Origin of the sequence: Burkholderia semiarida (assembly GCF_029268935.1) — a bacterium.
Classification (GTDB): Bacteria; Pseudomonadota; Gammaproteobacteria; order Burkholderiales; family Burkholderiaceae; genus Burkholderia; species Burkholderia semiarida.
Genome location: NZ_JAHLCL010000003.1, coordinates 424795 through 449597, shown reverse-complemented (window position 1 = coordinate 449597; position 24803 = coordinate 424795). Strand labels below are relative to the sequence as shown.

Annotated in this window: 26 protein-coding genes and 1 pseudogene; 11 read left to right on the top strand and 16 right to left on the bottom strand. The window is 67.0% G+C overall.

Annotated features, from left to right (window positions below; translation table 11 throughout):
* Window positions 1-229: 229 nt before the first annotated feature.
* The 7 genes from KPB06_RS05835 to KPB06_RS05805 all read left to right on the top strand — a co-directional run bounded on the left by KPB06_RS05835 (window position 230) and on the right by KPB06_RS05805 (window position 5893).
* A complete protein-coding gene (locus KPB06_RS05835) occupies window positions 230-1351 on the top strand; it encodes a porin (RefSeq protein ID WP_059583877.1) in 1122 nt (373 codons plus the stop codon).
* A gap of 375 nt (window positions 1352-1726) precedes the next feature.
* On the top strand, window positions 1727-1951 hold the full coding sequence (locus KPB06_RS05830) for a hypothetical protein (protein WP_059584024.1): 225 nt from the start codon (window positions 1727-1729) through the stop codon (window positions 1949-1951).
* A 232-nt stretch (window positions 1952-2183) separates the two neighbouring features.
* On the top strand, window positions 2184-3539 hold the full coding sequence (gene gor / locus KPB06_RS05825; protein WP_059583875.1) for a glutathione-disulfide reductase: 1356 nt from the start codon (window positions 2184-2186) through the stop codon (window positions 3537-3539).
* A 3-nt stretch (window positions 3540-3542) separates the two neighbouring features.
* Window positions 3543-3890: a hypothetical protein gene (locus KPB06_RS05820; protein ID WP_124658818.1), complete on the top strand. Its 348-nt coding sequence runs from the start codon at window positions 3543-3545 to the stop codon at window positions 3888-3890.
* Window positions 3891-4017: 127 nt separating this feature from the next.
* Entirely contained in the window at window positions 4018-4689 is a 672-nt protein-coding gene (locus tag KPB06_RS05815; RefSeq protein ID WP_185716591.1) for a CsgG/HfaB family protein, read from the top strand.
* 80 nt (window positions 4690-4769) lie between these two features.
* Window positions 4770-5213: a DUF4810 domain-containing protein gene (locus tag KPB06_RS05810; RefSeq protein ID WP_059583873.1), complete on the top strand. Its 444-nt coding sequence runs from the start codon at window positions 4770-4772 to the stop codon at window positions 5211-5213.
* 14 nt (window positions 5214-5227) lie between these two features.
* Window positions 5228-5893: a DUF799 domain-containing protein gene (locus KPB06_RS05805; protein WP_059583871.1), complete on the top strand. Its 666-nt coding sequence runs from the start codon at window positions 5228-5230 to the stop codon at window positions 5891-5893.
* Window positions 5894-6042: 149 nt separating this feature from the next.
* Here the strand turns inward: KPB06_RS05805 and KPB06_RS05800 are convergent, their stop codons facing one another.
* From KPB06_RS05800 to KPB06_RS05750, 11 genes are all read right to left on the bottom strand, one after another.
* Entirely contained in the window at window positions 6043-7344 is a 1302-nt protein-coding gene (locus KPB06_RS05800) for an NAD(P)/FAD-dependent oxidoreductase (protein WP_059583870.1), read from the bottom strand.
* Window positions 7345-7369: 25 nt separating this feature from the next.
* A complete protein-coding gene (locus KPB06_RS05795; protein WP_059584023.1) occupies window positions 7370-8674 on the bottom strand; it encodes an NAD(P)/FAD-dependent oxidoreductase in 1305 nt (434 codons plus the stop codon).
* A gap of 98 nt (window positions 8675-8772) precedes the next feature.
* Window positions 8773-10371, bottom strand: a complete 1599-nt coding sequence (locus KPB06_RS05790; RefSeq protein WP_059583868.1) for a DUF3138 family protein — start codon at window positions 10369-10371, stop codon at window positions 8773-8775.
* Window positions 10372-10486: 115 nt separating this feature from the next.
* Complete coding sequence (locus KPB06_RS05785; RefSeq protein ID WP_059583866.1) at window positions 10487-11326, bottom strand: ABC transporter permease subunit; 840 nt, start codon at window positions 11324-11326, stop codon at window positions 10487-10489.
* Window positions 11323-12309: an ABC transporter permease subunit gene (locus KPB06_RS05780; RefSeq protein ID WP_059583863.1), complete on the bottom strand. Its 987-nt coding sequence runs from the start codon at window positions 12307-12309 to the stop codon at window positions 11323-11325. The genes KPB06_RS05785 and KPB06_RS05780 overlap by 4 nt, the downstream gene beginning before the upstream one ends.
* A gap of 10 nt (window positions 12310-12319) precedes the next feature.
* Complete coding sequence (locus KPB06_RS05775; protein ID WP_275906064.1) at window positions 12320-13474, bottom strand: ABC transporter ATP-binding protein; 1155 nt, start codon at window positions 13472-13474, stop codon at window positions 12320-12322.
* Between the two features lie 188 nt (window positions 13475-13662).
* Window positions 13663-14778: a polyamine ABC transporter substrate-binding protein gene (locus tag KPB06_RS05770; RefSeq protein WP_059583859.1), complete on the bottom strand. Its 1116-nt coding sequence runs from the start codon at window positions 14776-14778 to the stop codon at window positions 13663-13665.
* A gap of 62 nt (window positions 14779-14840) precedes the next feature.
* Entirely contained in the window at window positions 14841-16283 is a 1443-nt protein-coding gene (locus tag KPB06_RS05765; protein ID WP_275906065.1) for an aspartate aminotransferase family protein, read from the bottom strand.
* A 34-nt stretch (window positions 16284-16317) separates the two neighbouring features.
* A complete protein-coding gene (locus KPB06_RS05760) occupies window positions 16318-17655 on the bottom strand; it encodes a glutamine synthetase family protein (protein WP_059576368.1) in 1338 nt (445 codons plus the stop codon).
* A gap of 28 nt (window positions 17656-17683) precedes the next feature.
* Complete coding sequence (locus tag KPB06_RS05755) at window positions 17684-18469, bottom strand: gamma-glutamyl-gamma-aminobutyrate hydrolase family protein (protein ID WP_059576375.1); 786 nt, start codon at window positions 18467-18469, stop codon at window positions 17684-17686.
* 283 nt (window positions 18470-18752) lie between these two features.
* Window positions 18753-18935: a hypothetical protein gene (locus tag KPB06_RS05750; protein ID WP_059576381.1), complete on the bottom strand. Its 183-nt coding sequence runs from the start codon at window positions 18933-18935 to the stop codon at window positions 18753-18755.
* Window positions 18936-19369: 434 nt separating this feature from the next.
* Here KPB06_RS05750 and KPB06_RS05745 point away from each other — a divergent pair, with 434 nt between their 5' ends.
* Both KPB06_RS05745 and KPB06_RS05740 read left to right on the top strand, forming a co-directional pair.
* Window positions 19370-19921, top strand: a complete 552-nt coding sequence (locus tag KPB06_RS05745; RefSeq protein ID WP_059576469.1) for a cupin domain-containing protein — start codon at window positions 19370-19372, stop codon at window positions 19919-19921.
* 88 nt (window positions 19922-20009) lie between these two features.
* A complete protein-coding gene (locus KPB06_RS05740; protein WP_059576383.1) occupies window positions 20010-21500 on the top strand; it encodes an aldehyde dehydrogenase in 1491 nt (496 codons plus the stop codon).
* A gap of 58 nt (window positions 21501-21558) precedes the next feature.
* Here the strand turns inward: KPB06_RS05740 and KPB06_RS05735 are convergent, their stop codons facing one another.
* Window positions 21559-21759 carry a heavy-metal-associated domain-containing protein gene (locus KPB06_RS05735; RefSeq protein ID WP_059576472.1) on the bottom strand — a complete coding sequence of 67 codons (201 nt, stop codon included), beginning with the start codon at window positions 21757-21759 and terminating at the stop codon, window positions 21559-21561.
* A 331-nt stretch (window positions 21760-22090) separates the two neighbouring features.
* On the opposite strand from KPB06_RS05735, the gene KPB06_RS05730 reads away from it, so the two are divergent.
* Both KPB06_RS05730 and KPB06_RS05725 read left to right on the top strand, forming a co-directional pair.
* Window positions 22091-22423: a cupredoxin domain-containing protein gene (locus KPB06_RS05730; RefSeq protein ID WP_006488047.1), complete on the top strand. Its 333-nt coding sequence runs from the start codon at window positions 22091-22093 to the stop codon at window positions 22421-22423.
* A gap of 12 nt (window positions 22424-22435) precedes the next feature.
* Window positions 22436-23272, top strand: a complete 837-nt coding sequence (locus tag KPB06_RS05725) for an FTR1 family iron permease (protein WP_059576386.1) — start codon at window positions 22436-22438, stop codon at window positions 23270-23272.
* A gap of 115 nt (window positions 23273-23387) precedes the next feature.
* Here the strand turns inward: KPB06_RS05725 and KPB06_RS05720 are convergent, their stop codons facing one another.
* The 4 genes and pseudogenes from KPB06_RS05720 to KPB06_RS05705 form a co-directional block, all read right to left on the bottom strand.
* Window positions 23388-23606 (bottom strand): hypothetical protein, encoded by a 219-nt coding sequence (locus tag KPB06_RS05720; protein WP_006477594.1) that lies wholly within the window; start codon window positions 23604-23606, stop codon window positions 23388-23390.
* The gene (locus tag KPB06_RS05715; protein WP_059576388.1) at window positions 23606-24058 is read right to left on the bottom strand and encodes a hypothetical protein; all 453 of its coding nucleotides are present in this window, start codon (window positions 24056-24058) and stop codon (window positions 23606-23608) included. Before KPB06_RS05715 ends, KPB06_RS05720 begins: the two co-directional genes overlap by 1 nt.
* A 69-nt stretch (window positions 24059-24127) precedes the next feature.
* A complete protein-coding gene (locus KPB06_RS05710; RefSeq protein WP_059576393.1) occupies window positions 24128-24448 on the bottom strand; it encodes a helix-turn-helix domain-containing protein in 321 nt (106 codons plus the stop codon).
* A pseudogene (locus KPB06_RS05705) lies at window positions 24444-24689 on the bottom strand (type II toxin-antitoxin system RelE/ParE family toxin); the annotation flags it as partial. The gene KPB06_RS05710 and the pseudogene KPB06_RS05705, both read right to left, overlap by 5 nt.
* Between the last annotated feature and the right edge of the window lie 114 nt (window positions 24690-24803).

Sequence of the window (24803 nt, the reverse complement as noted above, 5' to 3'; positions counted from 1 at the left end):
GCCGCCGCGCACCGCCACCTCCCGTCCACCCACCGCGCGAGCCAGGCCCCGCGCGGGAAACGTTGCTCCCGGACGACAATCGCGCGCTTGCCGCGTATTTCAATTTCTTTCAGCGTTCGCACTCGTCTTATGATTCAGCCCACATCGCGCGCGCCATGAACGTGTGCGATCGCCACCCGGCTGCGCACGCGGCCGGTCACGAATGGAGACACCTAAAAAAGGAACGCTCATGAAGCAGACCACCCGACTCGCCGCTATCGCAGGGGGCGCGGCGCTGGCCTTCGCCAGCCAGTACGCAGCAGCACAAAGCTCGGTCACGCTGTGGGGCGTCGCCGACGCCAGCATTCGTTACCTGACCAACGCCAACGCCAAGAACGACGGCCTGCTGTCGATGAGCAACGGCGCGATCACGAACAGCCGCTTCGGCATCTACGGCACGGAAGACCTCGGCGGCGGCCTGAAGGCCGTGTTCAACCTCGAGAGCGGCGTGAACCTGCAGAACGGCGCATTCGCCGACAGCGGCCGCCTGTTCAACCGCGCGGCGTACGTCGGCCTGCAGAGCCCGTACGGCACGGTGACGCTCGGCCGCCAGAAGACGCCGCTGTTCGACCTGCTGGCGGACACCTACGATCCGCTCACCGTCGGCAACTACCTCGAAAACGCGTGGCTGCCGGTCGCCCTCGGCGGCGGCCTGTATGCGGACAACCAGATCAAGTACACGGGCACGTTCGCGGGCCTGACCGCGAAGGCGATGTACTCGACCGGCACCAACTACGAATCGACCGGCGTCGGCGGCTTCTCGGGCCAGATTCCGGGCTCGCTCGGCAAGGGCAATGCATGGGGCGTGTCGCTGTCGTACGTGATGGGCCCGCTCAGCATCGCGGCCGGCGCGCAGCAGAACAGCGACAACTCGGCGCGCAAGCAGACGATCTACCACGCGAACGTCGTGTACGCGTTCAGCAAGGCGAAGATCTACGCGGGCTACCTGCGCTCGAAGGACGACACGGGTTTCGTCGACAGCCTGCTCGCGCAGCAGTCGATCCCGGTCGCGAAAGGCACGGGCCGCATCGACGACGGTCCGTTCGCCGGCGTGAGCTGGCAGGTCAGCGCGCCGCTGACGCTGACGGGCGCGTTCTACTACGACCACATGCGCAATGCGATGACCACGAACGGCACGCTCGCGAGCGGCAACCGCTACGCGATCGTCGGCATCGCCGAGTACGCGCTGAGCAAGCGCACCGAAATCTACGGCACCGTCGACTTCAACAAGACGAACGGCGCGGCGAACGTCGAGCTGCCGGGCCGCAGCAACCAGACCGGCATCGCGATCGGCCTGCGCAATATCTTCTGACGAACGTCGGAAAATGCATGCGCCGGCTTCGTCCGGCGCGCATCGACGAGGCTCCGCGGAGCCTCTTTTTTTTTCGTCGCGCGACCTTCATGCGCGCGCCCGACTATTCGGCGAACGCTCCATTGCGGCAGTCCCGCGCCGTAAGCGATCCGTCGGCAATCCAGAACATACTTTTACAGTACGCGCGCAGGCTTTCCGCTACGCTGCGTGCATCGCGCGTGGCATGCCGTCCGGCGTGCGCGTGCGTCGTTCCGATCGCGCTCCGCGAGCGCGGCCGGCCTGGTGCGTAACTTCTGTATCCGGCGATGACAAACGCGGTTCGCCGGTTTCTTTCGTGGGACGATGCGCTCACGATTTTCTTGAAAGGGGATGACGATGGGTATCCTGAATGTCGTGGGTGAAATCGCCGGCGCAGTGGCCGCCGTCGAAGGCGTGGAAAAGCTGGACCCGGATGCGGGCCTGCTGACCAAGGCGGCCGCGGCCGTCGCCGGCTTCAAGGGCGCCGAGGCGATCGAAGGCATGCTCGAGAAGAAGGACGAGCAGCCGCAGCAGGCAGACGATACGCAGGCGACGGACGGCAGCGACACGTCGCAGGCATGAGCATGGCGGCCGGTCCGGCCGCGGGCGCGCCCTTCGCGCGCCCGGGCCGGCCGGTGCCGCGCAACCGGCAGGTCGGGCATGCGGTCGATCGGTGACGCATGGCACAACCGCCAGCCGGTTTGACCGGCGAGAGGCGTCGTCTCTCGCCGTTTTTTATCGCGCGCGCCATGCGCCGCACGAATCCCCGAATCTTGCTATCGTGCCCCCATCCGAACTGCGATGAGGGAATGCGATGGATTTCGACTACGACCTGTTCGTCATCGGCGCCGGCTCGGGCGGCGTGAGGCTCGCGCGCATGTCCGCGTCATACGGCGCACGCGTCGGCATAGCGGAAGAAGAGCAGATCGGCGGCACCTGCGTGCTGCGCGGCTGCATCCCGAAGAAGCTGCTCGTCTACGCGTCGCACTACCCGCATGAAGTCGACGATGCGAAGGGCTTCGGCTGGACTTTCGGCGCCGGCACGCTCGACTGGCGCGCGCTGATCGCCGCGAAGGATCGCGAGATCAACCGGTTGAGCGACATCTACATCAGCCTGCTGCGGCAATCCGGCGTCGACATGCACGCCGGCCGCGCGACGCTCGTCGACGCGCACACGGTCGCGGTCGGCGCGCGCACGATCCGTGCGCGCCACATCGCGATCGCGACCGGCTCGCGTCCGGTGTTGCCGCCGCGTCCCGGCATCGAACACGCGATCACGTCGCGCGAGGCGCTGTCGCTCGCGACGTGCCCCAAGCGCATCGCGGTGGTCGGCGGCGGCTATATCGCGGTCGAGTTCGCGGGCATCTTCAACGGTTTCGGCAGTCACGTCGACGTGTTCTATCGCGGCGAAAAAATCCTCCGCGGCTTCGACGACGACGTGCGCCAGTTCCTGACCGACGAGATGACGAAGCAGGGCGTCACGATTCACCCGCGCGCGGTGATCGAATCGATCGAGCGCGCGAGCGACGGCACGCTGTTCGTGCGCGTCGGCGACGCGCGGCACGGGCCGTACGATCAGGTGCTCTATGCGACGGGGCGCGTGCCGAACGTCGACGGGATCGGGCTCGAGCAGGCGGGCATCCTGCTCGATGCGCGCGGCGCGATCGCCGTCGATGCGTATTCGGCGACGTCGGTGCCGTCGGTCCACGCGATCGGCGACGTCACGTCGCGGCCGCAGCTCACGCCGGTTGCGACGCGCGACGCCGGCTTGCTCGCGCGCACGCTGTTCGGCGGCTCGCGCGTGGCGGTCGATCACGCGTACGTGCCGTCGGCCGTGTTCAGCCAGCCGGAGGTCGCGACGGTCGGCCTGACCGAGGCCGATGCGCGTCACGCGCACGGCGACGTCGATATCTACCGCACGTCGTTCAAGGCGCTGCGTCACACGCTGTCGGGCCGCGACGAGCGCACGCTGATGAAGCTCGTCGTCGCGCGCGACAGCCAGCGCGTGGTCGGCGCGCACATGGTCGGCCGCGATGCGGGCGAGATCATCCAGGGCATCGCGATCGCGATTCGCGCGGGCGCGACGAAGGCGCAGTTCGACGACACGATCGGCATTCATCCGACCGCGGCCGAGGAATTCGTGACGATGCGGCAGAAGGTGGCCGACTAGGGCGTGAACACATCCTGGGACGCACCGGGCGCGCCGGCTCGCGGGGCCGCCGTGCGCGTTGCACCCATGCTCGGTCGGCGCGTCGTATATCACGCGCTGGCCGACGATTCGGAAAGCACGTCCATTCTTCTCAAGAAATACCGTCTCAATAATCAGGCTTGGTATGATCCACAAAAATCATATACGGGGCCGATCATGCGCGAACAACAGCGCAGTAACCAGAATCATCGCGTAGCGGGCGCACGTGGGGGCGCCGATTCATGCGCCGCGCGTTCGCATCTTGCCGCGACCGATCCGTTGCGCGCATTTTCTCTTCGCATGCCGCCCTCTCCGTCGCCGTCCGGGCGATGAAGTCGCGCGCGCCGAAGCACGCCCAGGCCGTTTCGATCACCGCATCAACCGCCGGCTCTTCAGTCAGCCTGTGAGCCGGCATGCCCGTTCCGGGCCATCTTTCCACGCAAGGAGACCAGCAGTGAACATTCAGACACGACGCACCGTCCTCGTGGCGGCCGCGGTCGTCGCGGCGCTGTCCGGCTGCGCGACCGAATCGTCGCGCACGCTCGACGTGCCGGCCGTCAGCAGCGCGCAGAAGCCGTACGCGGGCAAGCCCGTCGCGATCGCCGTGGGCAAGTTCGACAACCGTTCGAGCTACATGCGCGGCATCTTCTCCGACGGCATCGACCGCCTCGGCGGACAGGCGAAGACGATCCTCGTCACGCGCCTGCAGCAGAGCCGCCGCTTCAACGTGCTCGATCGCGAGAACCTCGACGAGATCAAGCAGGAAGCGGGCTTCATGAAGAAGGCGCAGGCCGTGAAGGGCGCGAACTACGTCGTCACCGGCGACGTGACCGAGTTCGGCCGCAAGGACGTCGGCGATCATCAGTTGTTCGGCATTCTCGGCCGCGGCAAGACGCAGGTCGCGTACGCGAAGGTCAACCTGAACATCGTCGACACGACGACGTCGGAAGTCGTCGCATCGAGCCAGGGCGCGGGCGAGTTCAGCCTGTCGAACCGCGAGGTGATCGGCTTCGGCGGCACGGCCGGCTACGACTCGACGCTCAACGGCAAGGTGCTGGATCTCGCGATCCAGGAAGCCGTGAACCATCTGGCGGAGCAGGTCGACGCCGGCGCATTGAAGGTCGCGCAGTAAGCGTCGCAACCCGCCGCAGCGGGCGCCGGGGCCGGCGCCGCGCTCGACCGATTCAACACGACATCACAAGAGAAAAGACCATGAAACGGGGTAACTGGCTGCCGGCGACGGCCGCCGCCTTGCTGCTCGCCGGCTGCGCGAGCTCCACGCCGCCGCTCTATCAGTGGACCGGCTATCAGCCGCAGGTGTACGAATACTTCAAGGGGCAGAAGTCGCCGCAGGAGCAGATCGACGCGCTCGAAAAAGCGCTGCAGGAGATTCGCGGCAAGGGCCATACGCCGCCGCCGGGCTTCCACGCGCATCTGGGGATGCTGTACGCGAGCATCGGCAGCGAGCAGCAGGCCGAACAGGAACTGCAGGCCGAGAAACAGCTGTTTCCGGAGTCCGCGACCTACATGGACTTCCTGCTGAAGAAGAAAACCGGTGCGCCGAAGGCCGCCGACCCGAAGGCGGCCGGCCAGAAGGCGGTCGACCAGACGGTCGCCGGCCAGAAGAACGCCGATCCGACCACCGCCAAACAGTGAGCGACGCACCCGCCATGTTCAAGACACTCTCATTCAAGCTGCTGTCCGTGCTGTCGCTCGTCGCGCTGCTGAGCGCGTGCGCGCAACCGGTGAAACGGCCCGACTACACGGCGTTCAAGAAGAGCCAGCCGCGCTCGATCCTCGTGCTGCCGCCGCTCAACGAGACGTCCGACGTGGGCGCGACCTACGGGCTGCTGTCGCAGATGACGCTGCCGCTCGCCGAGTCGGGCTATTACGTCGTGCCCGTCGCCGTGATGGACGAGACGTTCAAGCAGAACGGCCTGACCAACCCGGCCGAGATCCAGGAGACATCACCCGCGAAGCTGCGCGAGATCTTCGGCGCGGACGCCGCGCTGTATTCGAAGGTGTCGCAGTACGGCACCGTCTACCGGGTTCTCGCGAGCGCGACGGTCGTGTCGGCATCGGCGAAGCTCGTCGACCTGCGTACCGGCGACGTGCTGTGGCAGGGCCGCGCGAGCGCGAGCAGCGACGAAGGCAATAACAACGGCGGCGGCAGCCTGATCGGCATGCTCGTGGTGGCCGCGGTCAAGCAGATCGCGAACACGCTGATGGACCAGAGCCACGACGTTGCGGCGTACACCAGCACGCGACTGCTGTCGGCCGGTCCGCCGAACGGGCTGCTGTACGGTCCGCATTCGCCGAAGTACGGCACGGACTGAGCGGCGCAGGGCGCGCGGGCGCTTCATGCGCCCGTCGTGCCGCCTGCATGCAATCCGGCCGAACGGCTGCACCATGTGCGCGCGCGGTGTGTGCTTGCCGCGTTTTCGCGCTCACGGCCGTATCGCAATCCAGTGCCGCGCAATCACGCTCAATGCACGCCGAACGCATCCAGCAGCCGGTACCAGCTCATCGCGAGCACCAGTGCCGGCGTGCGCAGCGCCTCGCCGCCGGGGAAGTCGCGATGCCGGATCTTGTCGAACAGATCGAAGCGGCTCGCCTGTCCGTCGATCGCTTCGGCGATCAGCTTGCCCGCAAGCGCGGTCGTGTTCACGCCGTGCCCTGAAAACCCCTGCGCGAAGTACGTCGTCGGCGTGATGCGGCCGAAATGCGGCGCACGGTTCATCGTGATGTCGACGAAGCCGCCCCACGCATAATCGACCTTCACGTCCGCGAGCTGCGGGAACGTCTTCAGCATGTCCGCGCGCATCGCCGCGGCGAGATCGCGCGGCTCGCGCGTCGAATAGCTGACCTTGCCGCCCCACACGAGCCGCGTGTCCGGCGCCGGCCGGAAATAGTCGAGCACGAAGCGGCTGTCGCAGATCGCCGCGCGCGCGGGCATCAGCGCGTCGGCGCGCGCCTGGCCGAGCGGCTCGGTCGCGATCACGTAGGTGCCCACCGGCATGATCTTCCTCGCCAGCGCGGGCGCGAGCGTGCCGACGTATGTATTGCATGCGAGCACGACGAAGCGCGCACGCACGTTGCCGCCGCTCGTCTCGACGACGTGGCCGCCGGACACGTCGCGCACGCGCGTCACGCAGCTGTCCTCGTGAATACGCACGCCTGCTTCGGTTGCCGCCCGCGCGAGGCCGAGCGTGTAGTTCAGCGGATGGAGGTGGCCGCTGTCCGGGTCGTACAGGCCGCCGCGATAGCGTTCGGACTGCACGTAGTCGCCGAGCGCGTCGGCTTCGACGAAGTGGAAGCGGTCGTAGCCGAAGCGCTTCGCGGCTTCGTCGCGCCACCGCTTCAGCGCATCGGCGTCGCGCTCGGTGTTGGCCGCGGTCAGGTAGCCGGGCATCAGCGCGCAGTCGATGCCGTGCCGCGCGATGCGCGACTTCACGAGCGACAGCGTTTCGAGCCCCATGTCCCAGATGCGCTTCACGTCGCCTTCCGGCATGAATCGCGCGAACGTGTCGATGTCGCACGCGAAGCCGCCGATCAACTGGCCGCCGTTGCGGCCGCTCGCCGCCCATCCGACCCGCGACGCTTCGAGCACGGTCACCGAATGGCCGCGCTCGGCGAGGTTGAGCGCGGCCGACAGGCCGGTGAGGCCCGCGCCGATCACGCACACGTCGGCGTCGGTCGTGCCGGCGAGCGGCGCGTGGCGGGTCGTATCGTTGGCGGTCGCCGCGTAGTACGACGCGACGTGCGGCTGGTTGGCGAATGTCTGCATGATAGGAAGCGCGGAGTGAAAGGGCTCAGAACAGCTCGCGTATGCGGTGGTACAGCATGCCGAGCTCGAGCGCGGGCTGCCGCCATGCGTCGCCGCCGGGAAAGCGCCGGTGACGCAGGCGCGCGAACAGGTCGAACGCGCGCGTGTCGCCCGCGATCGCGCCCGCGACCGCGCGCCCGGCGATGCCGGTGAGCGCGACGCCGTGCCCGCTGAAGCCCTGGACGTAGAAGAAGTTCGGATCGATCGCGCCGAAGTCCGGCGCGCGGTTGCGCGTGACGTCGACGAAGCCGCCCCACGCGTGCTCGACGCGCACGTCGCCGAGCTGCGGGAACACGCCGGCCATGCGCTGCCGGATCGCTTCGGCGAGCGCGGCGGGCGACGCGCCGGCCGAATTCGCGCGGCCGCCGAACAGCATCCGGTGGTCGGCCGACAGGCGGAAGTAGTCGAGGAAGAAATTGTTGTCGCACACGGCTTCGCGTCGGGCGATCAGCGCGTCGGCGCGCGTGCGGCCGAGCGGCTCGGTCGCGATGATGTACGACGCGATCGGCGCGATGCGCGCGGCGGTCGCCGCCGGCAGCACGCCGCCGGGGCCCGCGTTGCAGCACGACACGACGAAGCGGCAACGCACCTCGCCCGACGGCGTGCGCACGACGGGCCGCGCGCCGCGCACGACGTCGAGCGCGGGCGTGTGCGCATACAGCGCGACGCCCTCGCGGCGCGCGGCATCGGCGAGCCCGAGGCAGTACTTGAGCGGATGCAGATGGCCCGATAGCGGATCGTGCACGCCGGCCAGATAGCGCGTCGATGCAATGCGCGCCTGGATCTCACCGGTATCGAGCCACGCGAGCGACGGATGGCCCCAGCGCGACGTCGCGGCGTTCATCCACGCACGCAGGTCGTCGATGCGGCGCGGCTTCGTCGCGACCGTCAGGTAGCCGCGCGTGAAGTCGCAGTCGATTCCGTAGCGCGCGATGCGCTCGGCGATCAGCGCGACGCCGTCGAGCGACAGCGACCACGCGGCGCGTGCGCCGTCGGCGCCGAGCTGCCGCTCGATCGCTTCGTCTTTCGCGAAGCCCGTGATCGCCTGGCCGCCGTTGCGGCCCGATGCGCCCCAGCCGGGCCGGTGCGCATCGATCACGGCGACGGACAGCCCGCGCGCGCGACAGTCGAGCGCCGTCGACAGGCCTGCGAAGCCGGCGCCGATCACGCACACGTCGACGTCGATCGCCGCTTCGAGCGTCGGATCGTCCGCCGCGGGCCGCGCGGCGGTTGCTTCGTAGTACGAGTCGCGCGCGAGCGCATCGGCGCGGCGGGTGAAAGACTGCGTCATGAAACCGACTCCCTCGACAAGGCCGCGCGCTGCGCGCGGCCACCCAAAAAACGGCGCGGGACGCCGTGCGTGCGGCACGGCGCCCCGCGCGTGCCGCATCAGAACGAATAGATGAACTGCGTCGCGAGCAGGTCGTTGGACTTGCCGTACGACCCGTCGTTGCGCAGGAACACCTTGTTGTTCGCCCAGTCATGCCGGTATTCGACCTTCACGGTGATCTGCTGGGTCGGATAGAACAGCAGGTCGAGCGCGACGTCCTGGCGCACCGCGCCCTTGCACTCGAAGCCCAGGCCGCCGCCGGCCTTCGACATCGCGAGGCAGTCCGCGTCGACGCCGAAGCCGTTGCTCGGGTCCATCCCGTTGCCGTTCAGCGCGATGCCGCCGCCGCCGCCGCCGTTCTTCGAGTTCGCGAGCAGGTCGTAGCGCAGCGTCACGCCCATGCGGCCGACCACCGGCGCGTTGAACTTGCGGTGCGCGAGCAGCGACAGCCCGTACCACTGCGCGAGCCCGCCGTTGAACGCCGCATGCTGCTGCCGGCCGTAGTCGACTTCGGCGTTGTACTGAACGTCGGCGAGCGTGTAGGTCGCGTCGAGTTCGCCGAAGAAGAACGAACCGTAGCCGCTCGGCGCCGCGCCGCCCGGGCCGTAGTGGACGTTGCCCTGATCGTCGATCGCGCTCGCCAGCGTCTGCCGCCCGATGTTGAACGAGCCGCCGATGTCGAGCGCGCTCGACCACGTGTAGTCCGCGCGCGCGGTGAAGGTCGGCACCTTGTTGCTGGTGGTGATCGGATCGCCGAGCGCGTTGGTGCCCGTCTGCGTGACCGAACCGTACGTGCGGTACTGCTCGTTGCCGAGGAAGAACTTCCACGCCCAGGCGCCCTTCGTGTAGTTCGCGCCGACACCGACGTAGCTGCCCGGATCGGAGAAATCGTACAGCAGGTTGTGCGTGAGCGTGAGCATCTGGTTCGACTGCTGCACCTCGTAGCCGCCGAAGCTCGGGATCAGGCCGGCCACCAGCGTGGTCGACGCGGTGATCGGCACGTTGACGACCGCCGTGTTCAGCAGGTTGTCGGTGATCGAGCCGCGCGAGTTCTGCAGCAGCGTGATGCCGTTGCCGCGGTTCGGCATCAGCGTGATCTCGGCCGACGGCGCCATCGGGCCGACGCCGAACGTCTTCTTGATGTCGAGGTAGAGATCGCCGAACGTGCTGTTGAAATAGTTGTACGCGTTCTCGTGGTTCGCGAACAGGAACGACGACGTGCCGGCCGCGCGGTTGTAGACGTAGGTCGGATCGATGTAGCCGGTGACCGACAGGCCGGCGAGCGGGCCGGTGTTGGCCGCGTCGGTCAGCGAGTCGACCTTCAACTGCTGGTTCGCGATCTGCTGCTTCATTTCGCTGACCTCGTCGTTGGTCAGCATGGCGCGCGCGCGGCCGTAATCCGGCGAGCCCGGATCGGCCGCGACCGCGACGGCGCTGCCGCCGCTGCCGCCGCCGGCCATGCCGCCGCTCGCGCCGGACGCCGCGACGGCCGCCGCCCCGACCGGCTTCGCGGCGAGCTGCGCCTGCATCGCCTTCATCTGTTTCTGCAGCGCCGCGACCTGCGCCTGCAGCGCCTTGATTTCGGCGGATGTCGAACCGGCCAGCGCGACGCCCGGCAACGCGCCGGCCACCAGCAGGCAGATCAGTTTCTTCTTCATTGCGGATTCTCCTAGTCGTGCGCCTGTCAAATCGGGATCGAATCGCGCGCCCCCCTGGGGCAGCGCGTGTTGCTTGTCTGCAGTGCTTGTTGTCGTCGAAGCAGGCGGCGGGCCGTCAGGCCGCCGCGAACGCCGCCTTCAAGTCGGCCATCCGGCGCCGCTCGCGCGCGATCATCATCCGGTTCACGACGATCACGCCGATCGTCACGGCCGTGATGAACAGCGTCGCCAGCGCATTCATCTCGGGGTTCAAGCCCAGCCGCACGCGCGAGAACACCACCAGCGGCAGCGTCGTCGAGCCGGGCCCGGACAGGAACGCCGACAGCACCAGATCGTCGATCGACAGCGTGAACGACAGCAGCCACCCCGACAGCAGCGCCTGCGAGATCAGCGGCAGCGTCACCACGAAGAACACCTTCAGCGGCGTCGCACCCAGGTCGAGCGCGGCCTCCTCGAGCGACTTGTTCATCTCCTTCACGCGCGACTGCACGATGATCGCGACGTACGACACGCACAACATCACGTGGCCGATCCAGATCGTCACCATCCCGCGCCCCTTCGGCCAGCCGAACATCTGCTCGAGCGCGACGAACAGCAACAGCAGCGAGATCCCCTGGATCACCTCCGGAATCACCAGTGGCGCGTTGATCATCCCCGTGTACAGCGTGAAGCCCTTGAAACGGCCGAAGCGCGCGAGCACGAAGCCCGCCCACGTGCCGATCACGACCGACGCGGTGGCCGTCAGGAGACCGATCTTCAGCGACAGCCACGCGGAGTTGAGCAGCTCGTCGTCGTCCAGCAGCGCCGCGTACCATTTCAGCGAGAAGCCCGACCACACCGTCACCAGCTTCGATTCGTTGAACGAGTACACGACGAGGCTGATGATCGGGATGTACAGGAACAGGAAGCCGAAGGCGAGCACGCCCGTCGACAGCGGTTTGTTCGGCTTGATCATTTCGCGTCTCCCAGTTCCTTGACCTGGTAGTACTGGAACAGCGCCATCGGCACCAGCAACAGCAGCACCATCGCGACCGTCACCGCGGACGCCATCGGCCAGTCCATGTTGTTGAAGAATTCATCCCACATCACGCGGCCGATCATCAGCGTGTCGGCGCCGCCAAGCAGCTCCGGGATCACGTACTCGCCCACCGCCGGGATGAACACCAGCAGGCTGCCGGCGATGATCCCGTTCTTCGACAGCGGCAGCGTGATGCGCGTGAACGCGACCCACGGCTTCGCACCGAGGTCGTACGCGGCCTCGAGCAGCGTCAGGTCCATCTTCACGAGGTGCGCGTAGAGCGGCATCACCATGAACGGCAGGTACGAATAGACCATCCCGATGTAGACGCCCGCATCGGTGTGGTAGAGCCGCAGCGGCGTGTGGATGATGCCGAGCGCGATCAGCGTGTGGTTCAGCAGGCCGTCGTCCTTCAGGATGCCGATCCATGCGTACACGCGGATCAGGAACGACGTCCAGAACGGCAGCATCACGGCCATCATCAGCACGTTGCGGCGGTTCGGCTCCGAGCGCGCGATGTAGTACGCCATCGGGTAACCGATCAGCAGGCACAGCACCGTCGACACGGCGGCCATCTTCAGCGAGCTGAGGTAGGTCGCGATGTACAGGTCGTCCTGCAGCAGGAACGCGTAGTGCGACAGTTGCAGCGCGAAGTACACGACGCCGTCCTTGATCTCGACGAGCGACGTGTACGGCGGGATGCCCATCACCTGGTCGGCGAAGCTGATCTTCAGCACCAGCACGAACGGCAGCGCGAAGAACACGGCCAGCCACAGGAACGGCACGCCGATCGCGACGGTGCGGCCCGACGGCAGCAAGCGCGACAGCGCGGCGAAGCGGCCCGGGCGGGCGCGGCCCGCGCCGGTGCGCGCGGCGCCGGTCGACACCGGCGCGGAAGGCGTGGAAGCGGAGGTTCTCATCGTGGCGTCCTCACTGCGTCAGCACGACGCCGCTGGCCGGCGACCACGACACGAACACGTCGTCGTTCCACGCCGGCGCACCGTCGTTCATCAGGTGCGAGCTCGACAGGTTCGACACCACCGTCTTGCCGCTCGGCAGACGCACGTGATACAGCGAATAGCTGCCCATGTACGCGATGTCGGTGACGACGCCGCGCGCCCAGTTGTGCTTCGAGCCCGGCTTCTCGCGCGACACGTGGATGCGCTCCGGGCGCACCGAGATGCCGACCGGCATCCCGAGCGGGCCGGTCACGCGGTGGCTCACGTACATGCGGGCTTCGAGGTCGTCGCTCTCGACGAAGATGTGATCGGGCTCGTCCTCGACCACGCGCCCTTCGAACAGGTTCGTCGAGCCGATGAATTCGGCCGAGAAGCGGCTGTTCGGGTATTCGTAGACCTCGCCGGGCGAGCCGATCTGCACGATCTTGCCTTCGCTCATCACCGCGAGGCGGCTCGCCATCGTCATCGCCTCTTCCTGGTCGTGCGTGACCATCACGCAGGTCACGTCGACCTTCTCGATGATGTTCACGAGTTCGAGCTGGGTCTTCTGGCGGATCTTCTTGTCGAGCGCGGACATCGGCTCGTCGAGCAGCAGGAGCTTCGGGCGCTTGACCAGCGAACGCGCGAGCGCGACGCGCTGCTGCTGGCCGCCCGACAGCTGATGCGGCTTGCGCTTCGCGTACTTGCTCATCTGCACGAGCGCGAGCGCATCGGCCACGCGCTCCTTGATCTCGTCTTTCGGCGTCCCTTCCTGCTTCAGGCCGAACGCGACGTTCGATTCGACCGTCATGTGCGGGAACAGCGCGTACGACTGGAACATCATGTTGACCGGGCGGCGGTACGGCGGCAGCGACGCGAGGTCCTCGCCGTCGACGAAGATCTTGCCGGAGGTGGCAGTTTCCAGCCCGGCGAGCATGCGCAGCAGCGTGGACTTGCCGCAGCCCGAGCTGCCGAGCAGCGCGAACAGCTCGTTCTTCGCGATCGTCAGGTTCACGTTGTCGACGGCCGTGCTGTCGCCGAATTTCTTCACGACGTTTTCGATGCGCACGAATGCATCGTTCTGCGTACGGGGCGCGGCGGCCGGTTGGGTCTGGCGTGCGGCAGCGGAAGAGGGTATCGATTGCATGGGAGTCACCATTCGTTCTTCACGGATTGCAGGCGTGAGCGTCCCCGCGCGAGGCGCGCAACGCGACTCGCGAGCAACGGCTCGTGCCGGATGGAACAGCGCGCGCGTGGCGCGCGGGCGGACGGACGTCCGCGGATCTCAGGCGGGCAGGCGTACCGCGATGCCTGCGCCGCCGCGATGCATGGCGGTCAGTGGCCCGTCTTCAACTGCGCCCACAGACGGTTCTCGAGGCGCAGGATGTCGGCCGGCATCGGCTTCATCAGCACCATCTTCTTCAGCACGTCTTCGGGCGGGTAGACGGTCGGGTCCTGCGCGACGGCCGGCGTGACGAACGGGTGCGCGGCCTTGTTCGCGGTCGGGTAGAACACCGTGTTGGTGATCGCCGCGTTGACCTTCGGGTCGGAAATGTAGTTGATCCACTTCATCGCGGCTTCCGGGTGCGGCGCATCCTTCGGGACCACCATCACGTCGAACCACAGCAGGCCGCCTTCCTTCGGGTTCGCGAACTTGATGTCGTACGAGCGCTTCGCCTCGGCCGAGCGGCGGTGCGCGATGCCGACGTCGCCCGACCAGCCGAGCACGACGCACACGTCGTTGTTCGCGAGGTCGTTGATGTAGCCGGACGAATTGAACTGGGTGATGTACGGGCGGACTTTCTTCAGGACCTCGAACGCAGCCTGGTAATCGGCCGGGTTCTTGCTGTTCGGATCCTTGCCCATGTACTGCAGCGTGGCGGCGAACACGTCCACGGCCTGGTCGAGGAACGACACGCCGCAGCTCTTCAGCTTTTCCATGTTGGCCGGGTCGAACACCAGCGCCCAGCTGTCGACCGGCGCCTTGTCGCCGAGCGCCTTCTTCACCGCCTGCGCGTTGTAGCCGATGCCGTCCGTGCCGTACGCCCAGGGCACGCCGTACTGGTTGCCGGGGTCGGCGTCGGCGATCATCTTCATCAGCAGCGGGTCGAGGTTCGCGAGGTTCGGGATCTTCGACTTGTCGAGCTTCTGGTACACGCCGGCCTGGATCTGCTTGGCCATGTAGTTCGACGTCGGCACGACGATGTCGTAGCCGGAGCTGCCGGCCAGCAGCTTCGCCTGAAGCGTGTCGTCGCTGTCGTAGTTGTCGTACTTGACGTGGATACCCGTCTGCTTCTGGAAGTTCGGGATCGTGTCCGGCGCGATGTAGTCGGACCAGTTGTAGACGTTCAGGTCCTCGGCATGGGCCGACGGGCTGGCGACCGACGTGAACGCGGCCACTGCGGCAAGGGCCGCGATGGAACAGGCTTGGCGAAGTAAGCAGGCACGCATGGTGGAATTCCCCTGGATGATGGCGGCGTGCGGCGCCCGCCGCACGCCTGTAGGCAAAACCGTTACGAAATACCCAGTTGCTGGGCGGTGGCGTCGACGGCCTTCTTCGCCTTCGACACGAGCTCGTCGATTTCCTGGCGCGAGATCACGAGCGGCGGCGACAGCAGCATCCGGTCGCCGGTCGCGCGCATGATCAGGTTGCCGTTGAAGCAGAAGTCGCGGCAGATCGTGCCGACGTCGCCGCCGTTCGCGAAGCGGCGGCGTTCGGCCGGCGCTTCGGCCAGTTGCAGGCTCGCGACCATCCCGTGGCCGTGCACTTCGCCGACGATCGGATGACGTGCGAAGGTTTCGCGCATCAGCGCCTGGAAGTAGGGGCCCGTGTCGGTCTTCACGCGTTCGACGATCCCTTCGTCGCGCAGCAGCTTCAGGTTCGCGACCGCGACGGCCGCCGCCACCGGGTGGCCCGAATACGTGAGGCCGTGGTTGAATTCGCCGTTGTCGATGATCGGGCGCGCGACGCGCTCGTGTATGCCCACCGCGCCCATCGGTACGTAGCCCGACGTCAGGCCCTTCGCCATCGTGATCAGGTCCGGCTCGAAGCCGAAGTGCTGATGCGCGAACCATTCGCCGGTGCGCCCGAACCCGCCGATCACCTCGTCGGCCACCAGCAGGATGTCGTACTTGCGGCAGATCCGCTGGATTTCCGGCCAGTACGTCGACGGCGGGAAGATCACGCCGCCCGCGCCCTGGAACGGCTCGCCGATGAACGCCGCGACGTTCTCCGCGCCGAGTTCGAGAATCTTCGCCTCGAGCTGCCGCGCGCGTGCGAGGCCGAACGCCTCGGGCGTCTCGCCGGCTTGCGCTTCGCCGAAGAAATACGGCTGGTCGATATGCACGATGTGCTCGACCTTCGACGGCATCTGCTCGTGCATGTAGCCCATCCCGCCGAGCGTGCCGCCCGCGATCGTCGAGCCGTGATAGCCATTCCTGCGCGAGATCACGTATTTCTTCTGCGGCTTGCCCTGCACGCGCCAGTACTGGTGCACGAGGCGCAGCACGGTGTCGTTGCCTTCCGAGCCGCTGTTGCAGTAGAAGAAGTGGTTGAAGCCGGCCGGCGTCACTTCCGCGAGCATCGCGGAAAGCTCGATGATCGGCGGGTGCGTGGTCTTGAAGAACGTGTTGTAGAAGGGCAGTTCCTGGATCTGGCGATACGCGGCGTCGGCGAGTTCCTTGCGGCCGTAGCCGACGTTCACGCACCACAGGCCGGCCATCCCGTCGATGATCTTGTTGCCGTCCGAATCCCACAGGTAGACGCCGTCGGCCTTCACGATCACGCGGCTGCCGGCGCGGTTGAGCGCGCCCATGTCCGAGAACGGGTGGATGTGGTGCGCGGCGTCGAGCGCGCGATATTCGGCGGTCGAGCGCGCCTGCGTCGCGCGCGGCGCGGCGGCCGTGGCGCTCGGCGCGGCCGGCTGGATCCAGGCAGATTCGTTGCGGTAAGTCATGTTTCCTCCGTGATTCCGTATGCGGTTGGCACGCTTACACGTGCAGCAGCAGATGGCGGCGTTCCCACGAGCTGATCACGCGGAAGAACGCTTCGTATTCGGTTTCCTTCAGCGCGAAATACGCCTTCAGGAACTTGGGCCCGAGGATTTCGCCGAGCGGCTCGCACGCGGCCATCAGCGTCAGCCCTTCCTCGAGGTTGCGCGGCAACTGGTACGGCAGGCTGTAGCCGTCGCTCACCAGCGGCTCGGTCGGCTCCAGGCGCTGCGTCATGCCGAGGTAGCCGGCCGCGAGCGTCGCGGCGAGCGCGAGGTACGGGTTGCAGTCCACGCCCGGGATGCGGTTTTCGATGCGGCGCGCGGCCGGGCCCGAATGCGGAATGCGGAACCCCACCGTGCGGTTGTCGTAGCCCCACTGCACGTTGATCGGCGCGGCCATGAAGCGCGACAGGCGGCGGTACGAGTTGATGTACGGCGCGAAGATCGGCATCAGCGCCGGCGTGTACTTCTGCAGCCCCGCGAGGTAGTTGTAGAACATCGACGTCGCGCCGCCCGTCTCCTGCGACGTGAACAGGTTCTGGCCCGTTTCCTCGTCGACGATGCTCTGGTGCACGTGCATCGCCGAGCCCGGTTCATCCTCCATCGGCTTGGCCATGAACGTCGCGTACATGTTGTGACGCAGCGCGGCCTCGCGCACCGTGCGCTTGAACAGGAACACCTGGTCGGCGAGCGACAGCGCGTCGCCGTGCATGAAGTTGATCTCCATCTGCGCGGCGCCGACTTCGTGGATCAGCGTGTCGATGTCGAGGTTCTGTGCTTCGCAGTACTCGTAGATGTCCTCGAACAGCGGGTCGAACTCGTTGACGGCCTCGATCGAATACGACTGGCGGCCCGTTTCCGGGCGTCCCGTGCGGCCGACCGGCGGGCGCAGCGGCAGGTCGGGGTCCTTGTTCATGTCGACCAGGTAGAACTCCAGCTCGGGTGCGACGACGGGCTTCCAGCCCTTCGCCTTGTACAGGTCGAGCACGCGGCGCAGCACGTAGCGCGGCGAGATCTCGACCGGCGAGCCGTCGAAATGCACGCAGTCGTGGATCACCTGCGCGGTCGGGTCGACGGCCCACGGGATCAGGCGGATCGTCGACGTGTCGGGCACGCACACCATGTCGGGGTCGGTCACGCCGGTGAGCGATCCGTCTTCCGGATAGTCGCCGGTGACGGTCTGCACCATCACGGCCTGCGGCAGGCGCATCGATTCGCCGGACGTGAACTTGTTGCGCGGCGTGATCTTGCCGCGCGCGATGCCGGCCATGTCGGGAATGATCGCTTCGATCTCGGTGATCCGGTGCTGCTTCAGAAAGCCTTCGATGTCTTGCATGTCTGTTCTCGTTGTCTGGTGGGCGCGCTCAGGCGAGCGCGGCGGCGGCCGTGGCCCGCGTGCGGGCGGCGCGGCGGGCGCGGCAGGCGTCGCCGAACGCGCGGAAGATCGCGCTCGACAGCGGGTTCTGCGCGTGCCGCCATTCCGGATGCCACTGCACGGCGAGCGCGAATGCCGGCGCGTCGGCGACGCTCACGGCCTCGATCAGGCCGTCCGGCGCGACGGCCTCGATCGCGAGGCCCGCGCCGAGCCGCGCGATGCCCTGCTTGTGCAGCGAGTTCACGTGCACTTCGTCGCGGCCGCCGGCGAGCGCATGCAGCTTGCCGCCGGGCGTCAGGCGCACGACGTGCGCCGGGCCGTATTGCGTGTCCAGCGGCGCGTCGTCGTCCTCGCGGTGATCGGCGAGGCCGGGCACGTCGTGCACGTGCTGGTGCAGCGTGCCGCCGAAGACGACGTTCAGCTCCTGGAAGCCGCGGCATACGGCGAGCACGGGCACGCCCGCGACGATGGCCGCACGCAGCAGCGGCAGCGTCGTCGCGTCGCGCGCCGGGTCGTGCTTCGTGCCCGGCGCACTCGGTTCGCCGCCATACAGATGCGGCTCGACGTTCGAGTAGCTGCCGGTAAACAGCAGCCCGTCGACCGCGTCGAGCACGTCGTCGGTCGACTGGCGCTCGCCGAGGGCCGGCAGCACCATCGCGAGCGCCTGCGCGCCGTCGACGATCGCGGCGACGTACTTGTCGCCGACCGTATGCGACGCGTGGGCGCCGATCTGGGTGAGGTCGGCGGTGATGCCGACGAGAGGTTTCCTTTCCATGACGTCAATCAGTAATCCGTAGGGACGTGACGTGCCTCGAGCCGAATGCGGCAAAACGCGGGCGCGACACGACCCCGCAGCCGGGCGCGAGGCGCACGGCCGCTGGTGAATGGGCGCAACGGGATGGCGTGGTGATCCGCGCTGCGCGCGACGGTCAGGCCGTCGTTCGGTTCATCGCGATGCGCGACGCGGCAACGCATGCGCGCACGCGTTCCGTCACCGCATGGACGATGCGGTTGGCGAATCGGCGGACGAAACGAACGGCGTAAAGAAAGGAGAGGCGCTACGGCAGCAGCGACGCCACTTCGTCGGTATCGACGGCGACGAATGCGCGTGCGGAAACGGCGTTGTGGCGCCGAACGGAACGACGGGACAGGATGGTGTAGATCGACAGGTGAAGCAGGCGAGGACTATGCCAGCCGCAACTGCCGTCGGAAGCGGGACCGGCGCTGCGCAAACTTCGCACATCGCCTCGATCCCACCTCACCAGAGGGCCACGGACTCTCACGATTACACTCGACTGGTTTGTTGAAAGTATTGAACACCTGATCGTTTCGACGCGCGGGGCGTTTAAAATAATCGAGGCGCCGGCCCTGCGTCATTCAACATTGACGGGCATCGATTGCTGCATTGCGATGCCGCTTTGACGCTGACCTGAGAGCCAGCATATACGAGCCAATAACGGCGTCAAATGTTTTTTAATGGTCCTGCATCAGGGCTTTCCCGAGCAGTATGAATAAAAGATTCGTAAAGGGAATAGTCGGCGCGCCGTCCATTATTTCGAACGCCTTTCAGGGTTTTCCCCGCTGATGTGCGTCATAAAGTGATTAGAATATTCAACGGCTGTCCAATGCGTCGTTTCACTTTGTCATCGCACTTATCGTGTCCGAAACCGAATCGATGTCCACCGAAGTCGCCGAGCGCCTGCGTTTCGTGCGCAACAAGCATGGCCTGTCGCAGCGCGAACTCGCGAAACGCGCCGGCGTCACCAACGGCACGATCTCGCTGATCGAACAGGGGCGCGTGAGCCCGTCGGTCGGCTCGCTGAAGAAACTGCTCGAATGCATTCCGATGAGTCTCGCCGAGTTCTTCACGTTCGAGCTCGTCGAATCGCGCGCGATCGTGTCGCGTCGCGACGAGATGCCGAACCTCGGCAACGAGTCGCTCGCGTTTCAGCTCGTCGGCGCGAACGTGAAGGACCGCAACATGTGCATCCTGCGCGAAACCTATCAGCCGCTGGCCGACACGGGCCCCGAGATGCTGGTGCACGCGGGGCACGAGGGCGGCGTCGTCGTGTCGGGCCGGCTCGAGCTGACCGTCGACGGCGTGACGTGGCTGCTCGACCCCGGAGACGGCTACTACTTCGAAAGCCGTTTGCCGCATCGTTTTCGCAATCCCAGCGCGGAACTGATCTGCGAGGTCGTCTCGGCCAATTCGCCGGCGACCTTCTGACCGCGCGTCACCGCATTCGCTGCAGGCCGGCCGCGTGCCACGCGCGCGGCGTGCCGCATCGCGAATGCCACAACATTGAGGTATCCCGATGAACAAGTTGACTTTGGCTGACTGGCAACGCAAGGCGGCGTCGCTCGAGATCGAAGGGCGCGCATTCATCGATGGCGCGTCGCGCGACGCACACGGTGGCAAGACGTTCGACTGCGTGAGCCCGATCGACGGCCGCGTGCTGGCGAAGGTCGCCGACTGCGGCGAAGCGGACGTGAACGCGGCCGTCGCGGCCGCACGGCGCGCGTTCGACGCAGGGGTATGGGCCGGCCTGAACCCGCGCGAACGCAAGGCCGTGCTGCTGCGCTGGGCCGCGCTGATGCGCGCGCATCTCGACGAACTGTCGCTGCTCGAGACGCTCGACGCGGGCAAGCCGATCGGCGACACGACGACGGTCGACGTGCCGGGCGCCGCGTACTGCGTCGAATGGTTCGCAGAAGCGATCGACAAGGTCGGCGGCGAGGTCGCGCCGGCCGATCACCATCTCGTCGGTCTCGTCACGCGCGAGCCGGTCGGCGTGGTGGCCGCCGTCGTGCCGTGGAACTTCCCGATCCTGATGGCCGCGTGGAAATTCGGCCCCGCGCTCGCGGCAGGCAACAGCGTCGTGCTGAAGCCGTCGGAGAAATCGCCGCTGACCGCGATCCGCGTCGCGCAGCTCGCGTTCGAAGCCGGCATTCCGGCCGGCGTGTTCAACGTCGTGCCGGGCGCGGGCGAGCCGGGCAAGCTGCTCGCGCTGCATCGCGACGTCGACTGCATCGCGTTCACGGGCTCGACGGCGGTCGGCAAGCTGATCATGCAGTACGCGGCGCAGTCGAACCTGAAGCGCGCGTGGCTGGAGCTCGGCGGCAAGTCGCCGAACATCGTGCTGCCCGACTGCCCCGATCTCGACCGCGCGGCGCAGACGGCGGCCGGCGCGATCTTCTACAACATGGGTGAGATGTGCACGGCGGGCTCCCGGCTGCTCGTGCATCGCGACATCAAGGATGCGTTCATCGAGAAGCTCGTCGCGGCCGCGCGCGCCTACGTGCCGGGCAATCCGCTCGATCCGTCGGTGTCGATGGGCGCGATCGTCGACGGCATCCAGCTCGAGCGCGTGCTCGGTTACATCGAGGCGGGGCGCGGCGAAGGCCGGCTCGTTACCGGCGGCGCACGCGTGCATGCGGAAACGGGCGGCTTCTACGTCGAGCCGACGGTGTTCGAGGTGAAGCCCGATGCGAAGATCGCGCGCGAGGAAATCTTCGGGCCCGTGCTGTCGGTGATCGTGTTCGACGACGTCGACGAGGCCGTCAGGATCGCGAACGACACCGAGTACGGGCTGGCCGCGGCCGTATGGACGTCGAACCTGACGACCGCGCACGACGTGTCGCGCCGGCTGCGCGCGGGCACCGTGTGGGTGAACTGCTATGACGAGGGCGGCGACATGAACTTCCCGTTCGGCGGCTACAAGCAGTCGGGCAACGGCCGCGACAAGTCGCTGCACGCGCTCGAGAAGTACACCGAACTGAAGTCGACGCTGATCCGGCTGCGCTGACGTGTGGCCGGCTGCCGGCGCCTCGCCGTTCGGCGGTGCGCCGGCGATCGCAAGCGCGTTACGCGCTGCGCAGCGCGGGATGGAAGCCGGCGGCTTCGATGATCGACCGCACGCGTTCGGCGCCTTGCGCCGACTCGACCTTGACGATCTTCGCCGCGACATCGATGTCGAGCTTCGCGGCGGGATCGGCGGCCGTCACCGCGCGCGTGATCGCGTTGGCGCAACCGCCGCAGGTCATGTCCTGGACTTCGAATTCCATCGTGTGTTCTCCGGATTGGTGGTTGACGAATACGTTCAGCATGAAGCTTGCCACGGTAGGAAGGTCAAGCGCCGCATACGGCGGTGGGCATCGCATCAGCCATTTGTAATGCTGAGGTCTGACGAATGGGCATTTGCATGCGTGCGTCAGTCCGAATCTTTCCCGATTGACGGCCGTGCATTGCCGGAAAAACCCGGCAAAGCCTTGCGCGGCAACGCGCGCGTCGCATCGACGGTGCACGATCTCCATGCCGCGAGTAAGGGTACTTCGGGGTGAAAATGCGAATCGATCTTAGTATCGATTCCCTTCCATATTTCAAACGATTACGCACATGACCCGTTTCGCTATCGGTTTCGCACTGGCCCTGCTGGGCGCGTCGGCCACGTCCGCCTTCGCTGCCGACGACGTCGTCAACCTCACGCTGAAGGACCACAAGTTTTCGCCGGACGGCGTGACGATTCCTGCCGGCAAGAAGGTGAAATTCGTCGTGAAGAACCTCGACGCGACGCCCGCCGAATTCGAGAGCGACGACTTCAAGGCGGAGAAGGTCGTGCCGGCCGGCAAGTCGGTCGAGATCCTCGTCGGGCCGCTGAAGGCCGGGACCTACGAGTTCCACGACGAGTATCACGAAGCGCAGTCGAAGACGCATCTGACCGTCAAGTAAGCCGATACCGACATGCTGTCCACTGCCCTGATCGTCTTTCGTGAAGTGCTCGAGGCCGCGCTGGTGGTCTCGATCGTGATGGCCGCCACGAAGGGCGTGCCGCGGCGCGGCTGGTGGGTGGGCGGCGGGCTGGTCGGCGGCGTGGTCGGCGCCGGCCTGATCGCGGCGTTCGCCGACGTGATCTCGCAATGGGCGTCCGGCATGGGGCAGGAGGTCTTCAACGCGGGCGTGATGTTCGTCGCGACGCTGATGCTCGCGTGGCACTGCATCTGGATGAGCCGGCACGGCCGCGAAATGGCGCTGCACATGGGCGAGGTCGGCCGCGCGGTCGCGGCCGGCCGCCGGCCGCTGACCGGGCTCGCGATCGTGGTCGGGGTCGCGGTGCTGCGCGAGGGTTCCGAGGCCGTGCTGTTCCTGTACGGGATCGCGGCGGGAGACCCGGGGCAGACGCCGCAGATGATCGCGGGCGGGCTGCTCGGCGTGCTCGGCGGCGCGGGCCTCGGCTATGCGATGTATGCGGGCCTGCTGCAGATTCCGCTCAAGCGCCTGTTCTCCGTCACCAACGGGTTGATCGTGTTGCTGGCGGCGGGCATGGCAAGCCAGTGCGTCGGCTTCCTGCTGGCCGCGGGCCTCGTGCCGTCGTGGGGCGATGCGGTGTGGGACACGTCGTGGCTGCTCAAGGAATCGAGCATCGTCGGCAAGGCGCTGCATACGCTCGTCGGCTATACCGCGCGCCCGGCGGGTATCCAGATCGCCGTGTACGTCGCGACGCTGGTGGCGATCGTCGTGCTGGCACGGCTCGTCGGCCGGCCGCGGGAGACGGTGAGGCCGCCGCACGCCGCGGCGTGAGTCGAGGGGTTCGAATGAAAGAAGGGGCGTCGCGGACGCCCCTTCTTCATTTGCGGTGCGCGCCGCACCTGCGCGGCCTCATCGGTGACGGCCGTGGATGCGCGCTTGCGTTCGGTCAGCTGTGGTTGTCGATCCACGCGCGCGCCCATTCGAGCCCTGCATCGCGCGCGTCGTCTTCGGTGTCGAATACGCCGAGCACGCCCGACGCCTCGACCAGCCGGTTGTTCTGCGTGATCGTGCCGCTCGCCGCGAAGCGCTCGGGCTGCATGATCTCGTCCTGCTGCAGGATCGCGTGGCCCCAGATCTGGTAGCCGTGGTAGGTCTGCGCTTCCATTATCGAGTCACCTCCGCGGAGCGGCCGTGCGTGCCGACCTGCAGCACGTTGCCGTCCGGCGTGTATTGACGCGGGATGTCGGAGAACGTGAGCGCATGCGTCGCGTCCGGTGCGCCCGGCTGCATCACCGTGAGATGCCCCGGCGCGGGTTGCGCCACGGGGCGCGGGGCGGCCGGCGTGTCGGTCGCGGTGGCGGCCGGGCGGTGCGGGCCGGCTTTCACGGCCTGCGCGACGCGGCGCTTGTGCGGTTTCGCGGCGGCTTTCGGCGTGGCGCTCGCGTGCTTCTCCGCGCTCTTGCCGGTACGCGCGTCGGCGCCCGGGCGCGCAGCCGGCGTGCGAGCCGCGGGTTGCCGCGCCTCGGGCGGGTTCCAGACCTCGACATAGTGCTCGGCGGCCCAACTCGTCGACGCGAACGTCAGCGCCAGCAATCCGCATCCAAACAGTCTTACCATTGTCTCTCCGTCACATTCGTTGCGGCGCGCGTGCGGCCGGGCCGTGCATGGGCAGTCGGGGAAGCCGGCTCAGGAGAACACCTCGAGCCCGTGTTTTTCGACGATCTGAAGCATGCGCGCGGCGATGCCGCTCGGCCGCTTGTCGCCCTGTTCCCATTGGCGGATCGTCGACGTCGTCGTGTTCAGGTAGAGCGCGAACACGCTCTGGCTGACGTTGACCGACTTGCGGATGCGGGCGATCGCTTCCGGATCGAATTGCGGCGCGGCTTCGATGCAGAGATCGTCGTATTCCCGCATCGTCTTCTTGTCGAGCAGGTTGGCGCGATAAAGCCCCGACGCGGCGCTGTGGATCGCCTCCGTTGCGTCGCTCTTGAATCGACCCTTGGCCATTGCAAATCTCCACAAGCGCTTTCAGTGCGACCGGCGTCGCGATGTCGCTGTCGGTGTGTCGACCTACGTCCGCGGCGAGCTTTCCGAGGCGCCTCTTCCAGACATTGCCGCCGGGATCGACGCCCTGGCCGCGGGCCAGTTCCCGCACCGCGCGGCAGAGCTCGCCATCGGCGATTCCCGCTTTCCCGGCTGCCTGGTGAAACCCCTTCGTCTTGAACACGCGTCGTACGGATGCAGGCATGTCGAGCCGGTCGAGTCAGCACCGGATTATATACCACTACGTGGTACATATTTCGACCTGGCCGAATGGCCTGCCTTGCGCGCGCACGCGGTCGGGACGGCCCGGCGAGGGGGC

What these genes read in the sequence shown, in the direction of transcription:
- KPB06_RS05835 (WP_059583877.1), top strand. Translation starts at nt 230, where the DNA reads ATGAAGCAGACCACCCGACTCGCCGCTATCGCAGGGGGCGCGGCGCTG.
- KPB06_RS05830 (WP_059584024.1), top strand. Translation starts at nt 1,727, where the DNA reads ATGGGTATCCTGAATGTCGTGGGTGAAATCGCCGGCGCAGTGGCCGCC.
- gor (WP_059583875.1), top strand. Translation starts at nt 2,184, where the DNA reads ATGGATTTCGACTACGACCTGTTCGTCATCGGCGCCGGCTCGGGCGGC.
- KPB06_RS05810 (WP_059583873.1), top strand. Translation starts at nt 4,770, where the DNA reads ATGAAACGGGGTAACTGGCTGCCGGCGACGGCCGCCGCCTTGCTGCTC.
- KPB06_RS05805 (WP_059583871.1), top strand. Translation starts at nt 5,228, where the DNA reads ATGTTCAAGACACTCTCATTCAAGCTGCTGTCCGTGCTGTCGCTCGTC.
- KPB06_RS05800 (WP_059583870.1), bottom strand. Translation starts at nt 7,344, where the DNA reads ATGCAGACATTCGCCAACCAGCCGCACGTCGCGTCGTACTACGCGGCG.
- KPB06_RS05795 (WP_059584023.1), bottom strand. Translation starts at nt 8,674, where the DNA reads ATGACGCAGTCTTTCACCCGCCGCGCCGATGCGCTCGCGCGCGACTCG.
- KPB06_RS05790 (WP_059583868.1), bottom strand. Translation starts at nt 10,371, where the DNA reads ATGAAGAAGAAACTGATCTGCCTGCTGGTGGCCGGCGCGTTGCCGGGC.
- KPB06_RS05785 (WP_059583866.1), bottom strand. Translation starts at nt 11,326, where the DNA reads ATGATCAAGCCGAACAAACCGCTGTCGACGGGCGTGCTCGCCTTCGGC.
- KPB06_RS05780 (WP_059583863.1), bottom strand. Translation starts at nt 12,309, where the DNA reads ATGAGAACCTCCGCTTCCACGCCTTCCGCGCCGGTGTCGACCGGCGCC.
- KPB06_RS05775 (WP_275906064.1), bottom strand. Translation starts at nt 13,474, where the DNA reads ATGCAATCGATACCCTCTTCCGCTGCCGCACGCCAGACCCAACCGGCC.
- KPB06_RS05770 (WP_059583859.1), bottom strand. Translation starts at nt 14,778, where the DNA reads ATGCGTGCCTGCTTACTTCGCCAAGCCTGTTCCATCGCGGCCCTTGCC.
- KPB06_RS05765 (WP_275906065.1), bottom strand. Translation starts at nt 16,283, where the DNA reads ATGACTTACCGCAACGAATCTGCCTGGATCCAGCCGGCCGCGCCGAGC.
- KPB06_RS05760 (WP_059576368.1), bottom strand. Translation starts at nt 17,655, where the DNA reads ATGCAAGACATCGAAGGCTTTCTGAAGCAGCACCGGATCACCGAGATC.
- KPB06_RS05755 (WP_059576375.1), bottom strand. Translation starts at nt 18,469, where the DNA reads ATGGAAAGGAAACCTCTCGTCGGCATCACCGCCGACCTCACCCAGATC.
- KPB06_RS05745 (WP_059576469.1), top strand. Translation starts at nt 19,370, where the DNA reads ATGTCCACCGAAGTCGCCGAGCGCCTGCGTTTCGTGCGCAACAAGCAT.
- KPB06_RS05740 (WP_059576383.1), top strand. Translation starts at nt 20,010, where the DNA reads ATGAACAAGTTGACTTTGGCTGACTGGCAACGCAAGGCGGCGTCGCTC.
- KPB06_RS05735 (WP_059576472.1), bottom strand. Translation starts at nt 21,759, where the DNA reads ATGGAATTCGAAGTCCAGGACATGACCTGCGGCGGTTGCGCCAACGCG.
- KPB06_RS05730 (WP_006488047.1), top strand. Translation starts at nt 22,091, where the DNA reads ATGACCCGTTTCGCTATCGGTTTCGCACTGGCCCTGCTGGGCGCGTCG.
- KPB06_RS05725 (WP_059576386.1), top strand. Translation starts at nt 22,436, where the DNA reads ATGCTGTCCACTGCCCTGATCGTCTTTCGTGAAGTGCTCGAGGCCGCG.
- KPB06_RS05720 (WP_006477594.1), bottom strand. Translation starts at nt 23,606, where the DNA reads ATGGAAGCGCAGACCTACCACGGCTACCAGATCTGGGGCCACGCGATC.
- KPB06_RS05715 (WP_059576388.1), bottom strand. Translation starts at nt 24,058, where the DNA reads ATGGTAAGACTGTTTGGATGCGGATTGCTGGCGCTGACGTTCGCGTCG.
- KPB06_RS05710 (WP_059576393.1), bottom strand. Translation starts at nt 24,448, where the DNA reads ATGGCCAAGGGTCGATTCAAGAGCGACGCAACGGAGGCGATCCACAGC.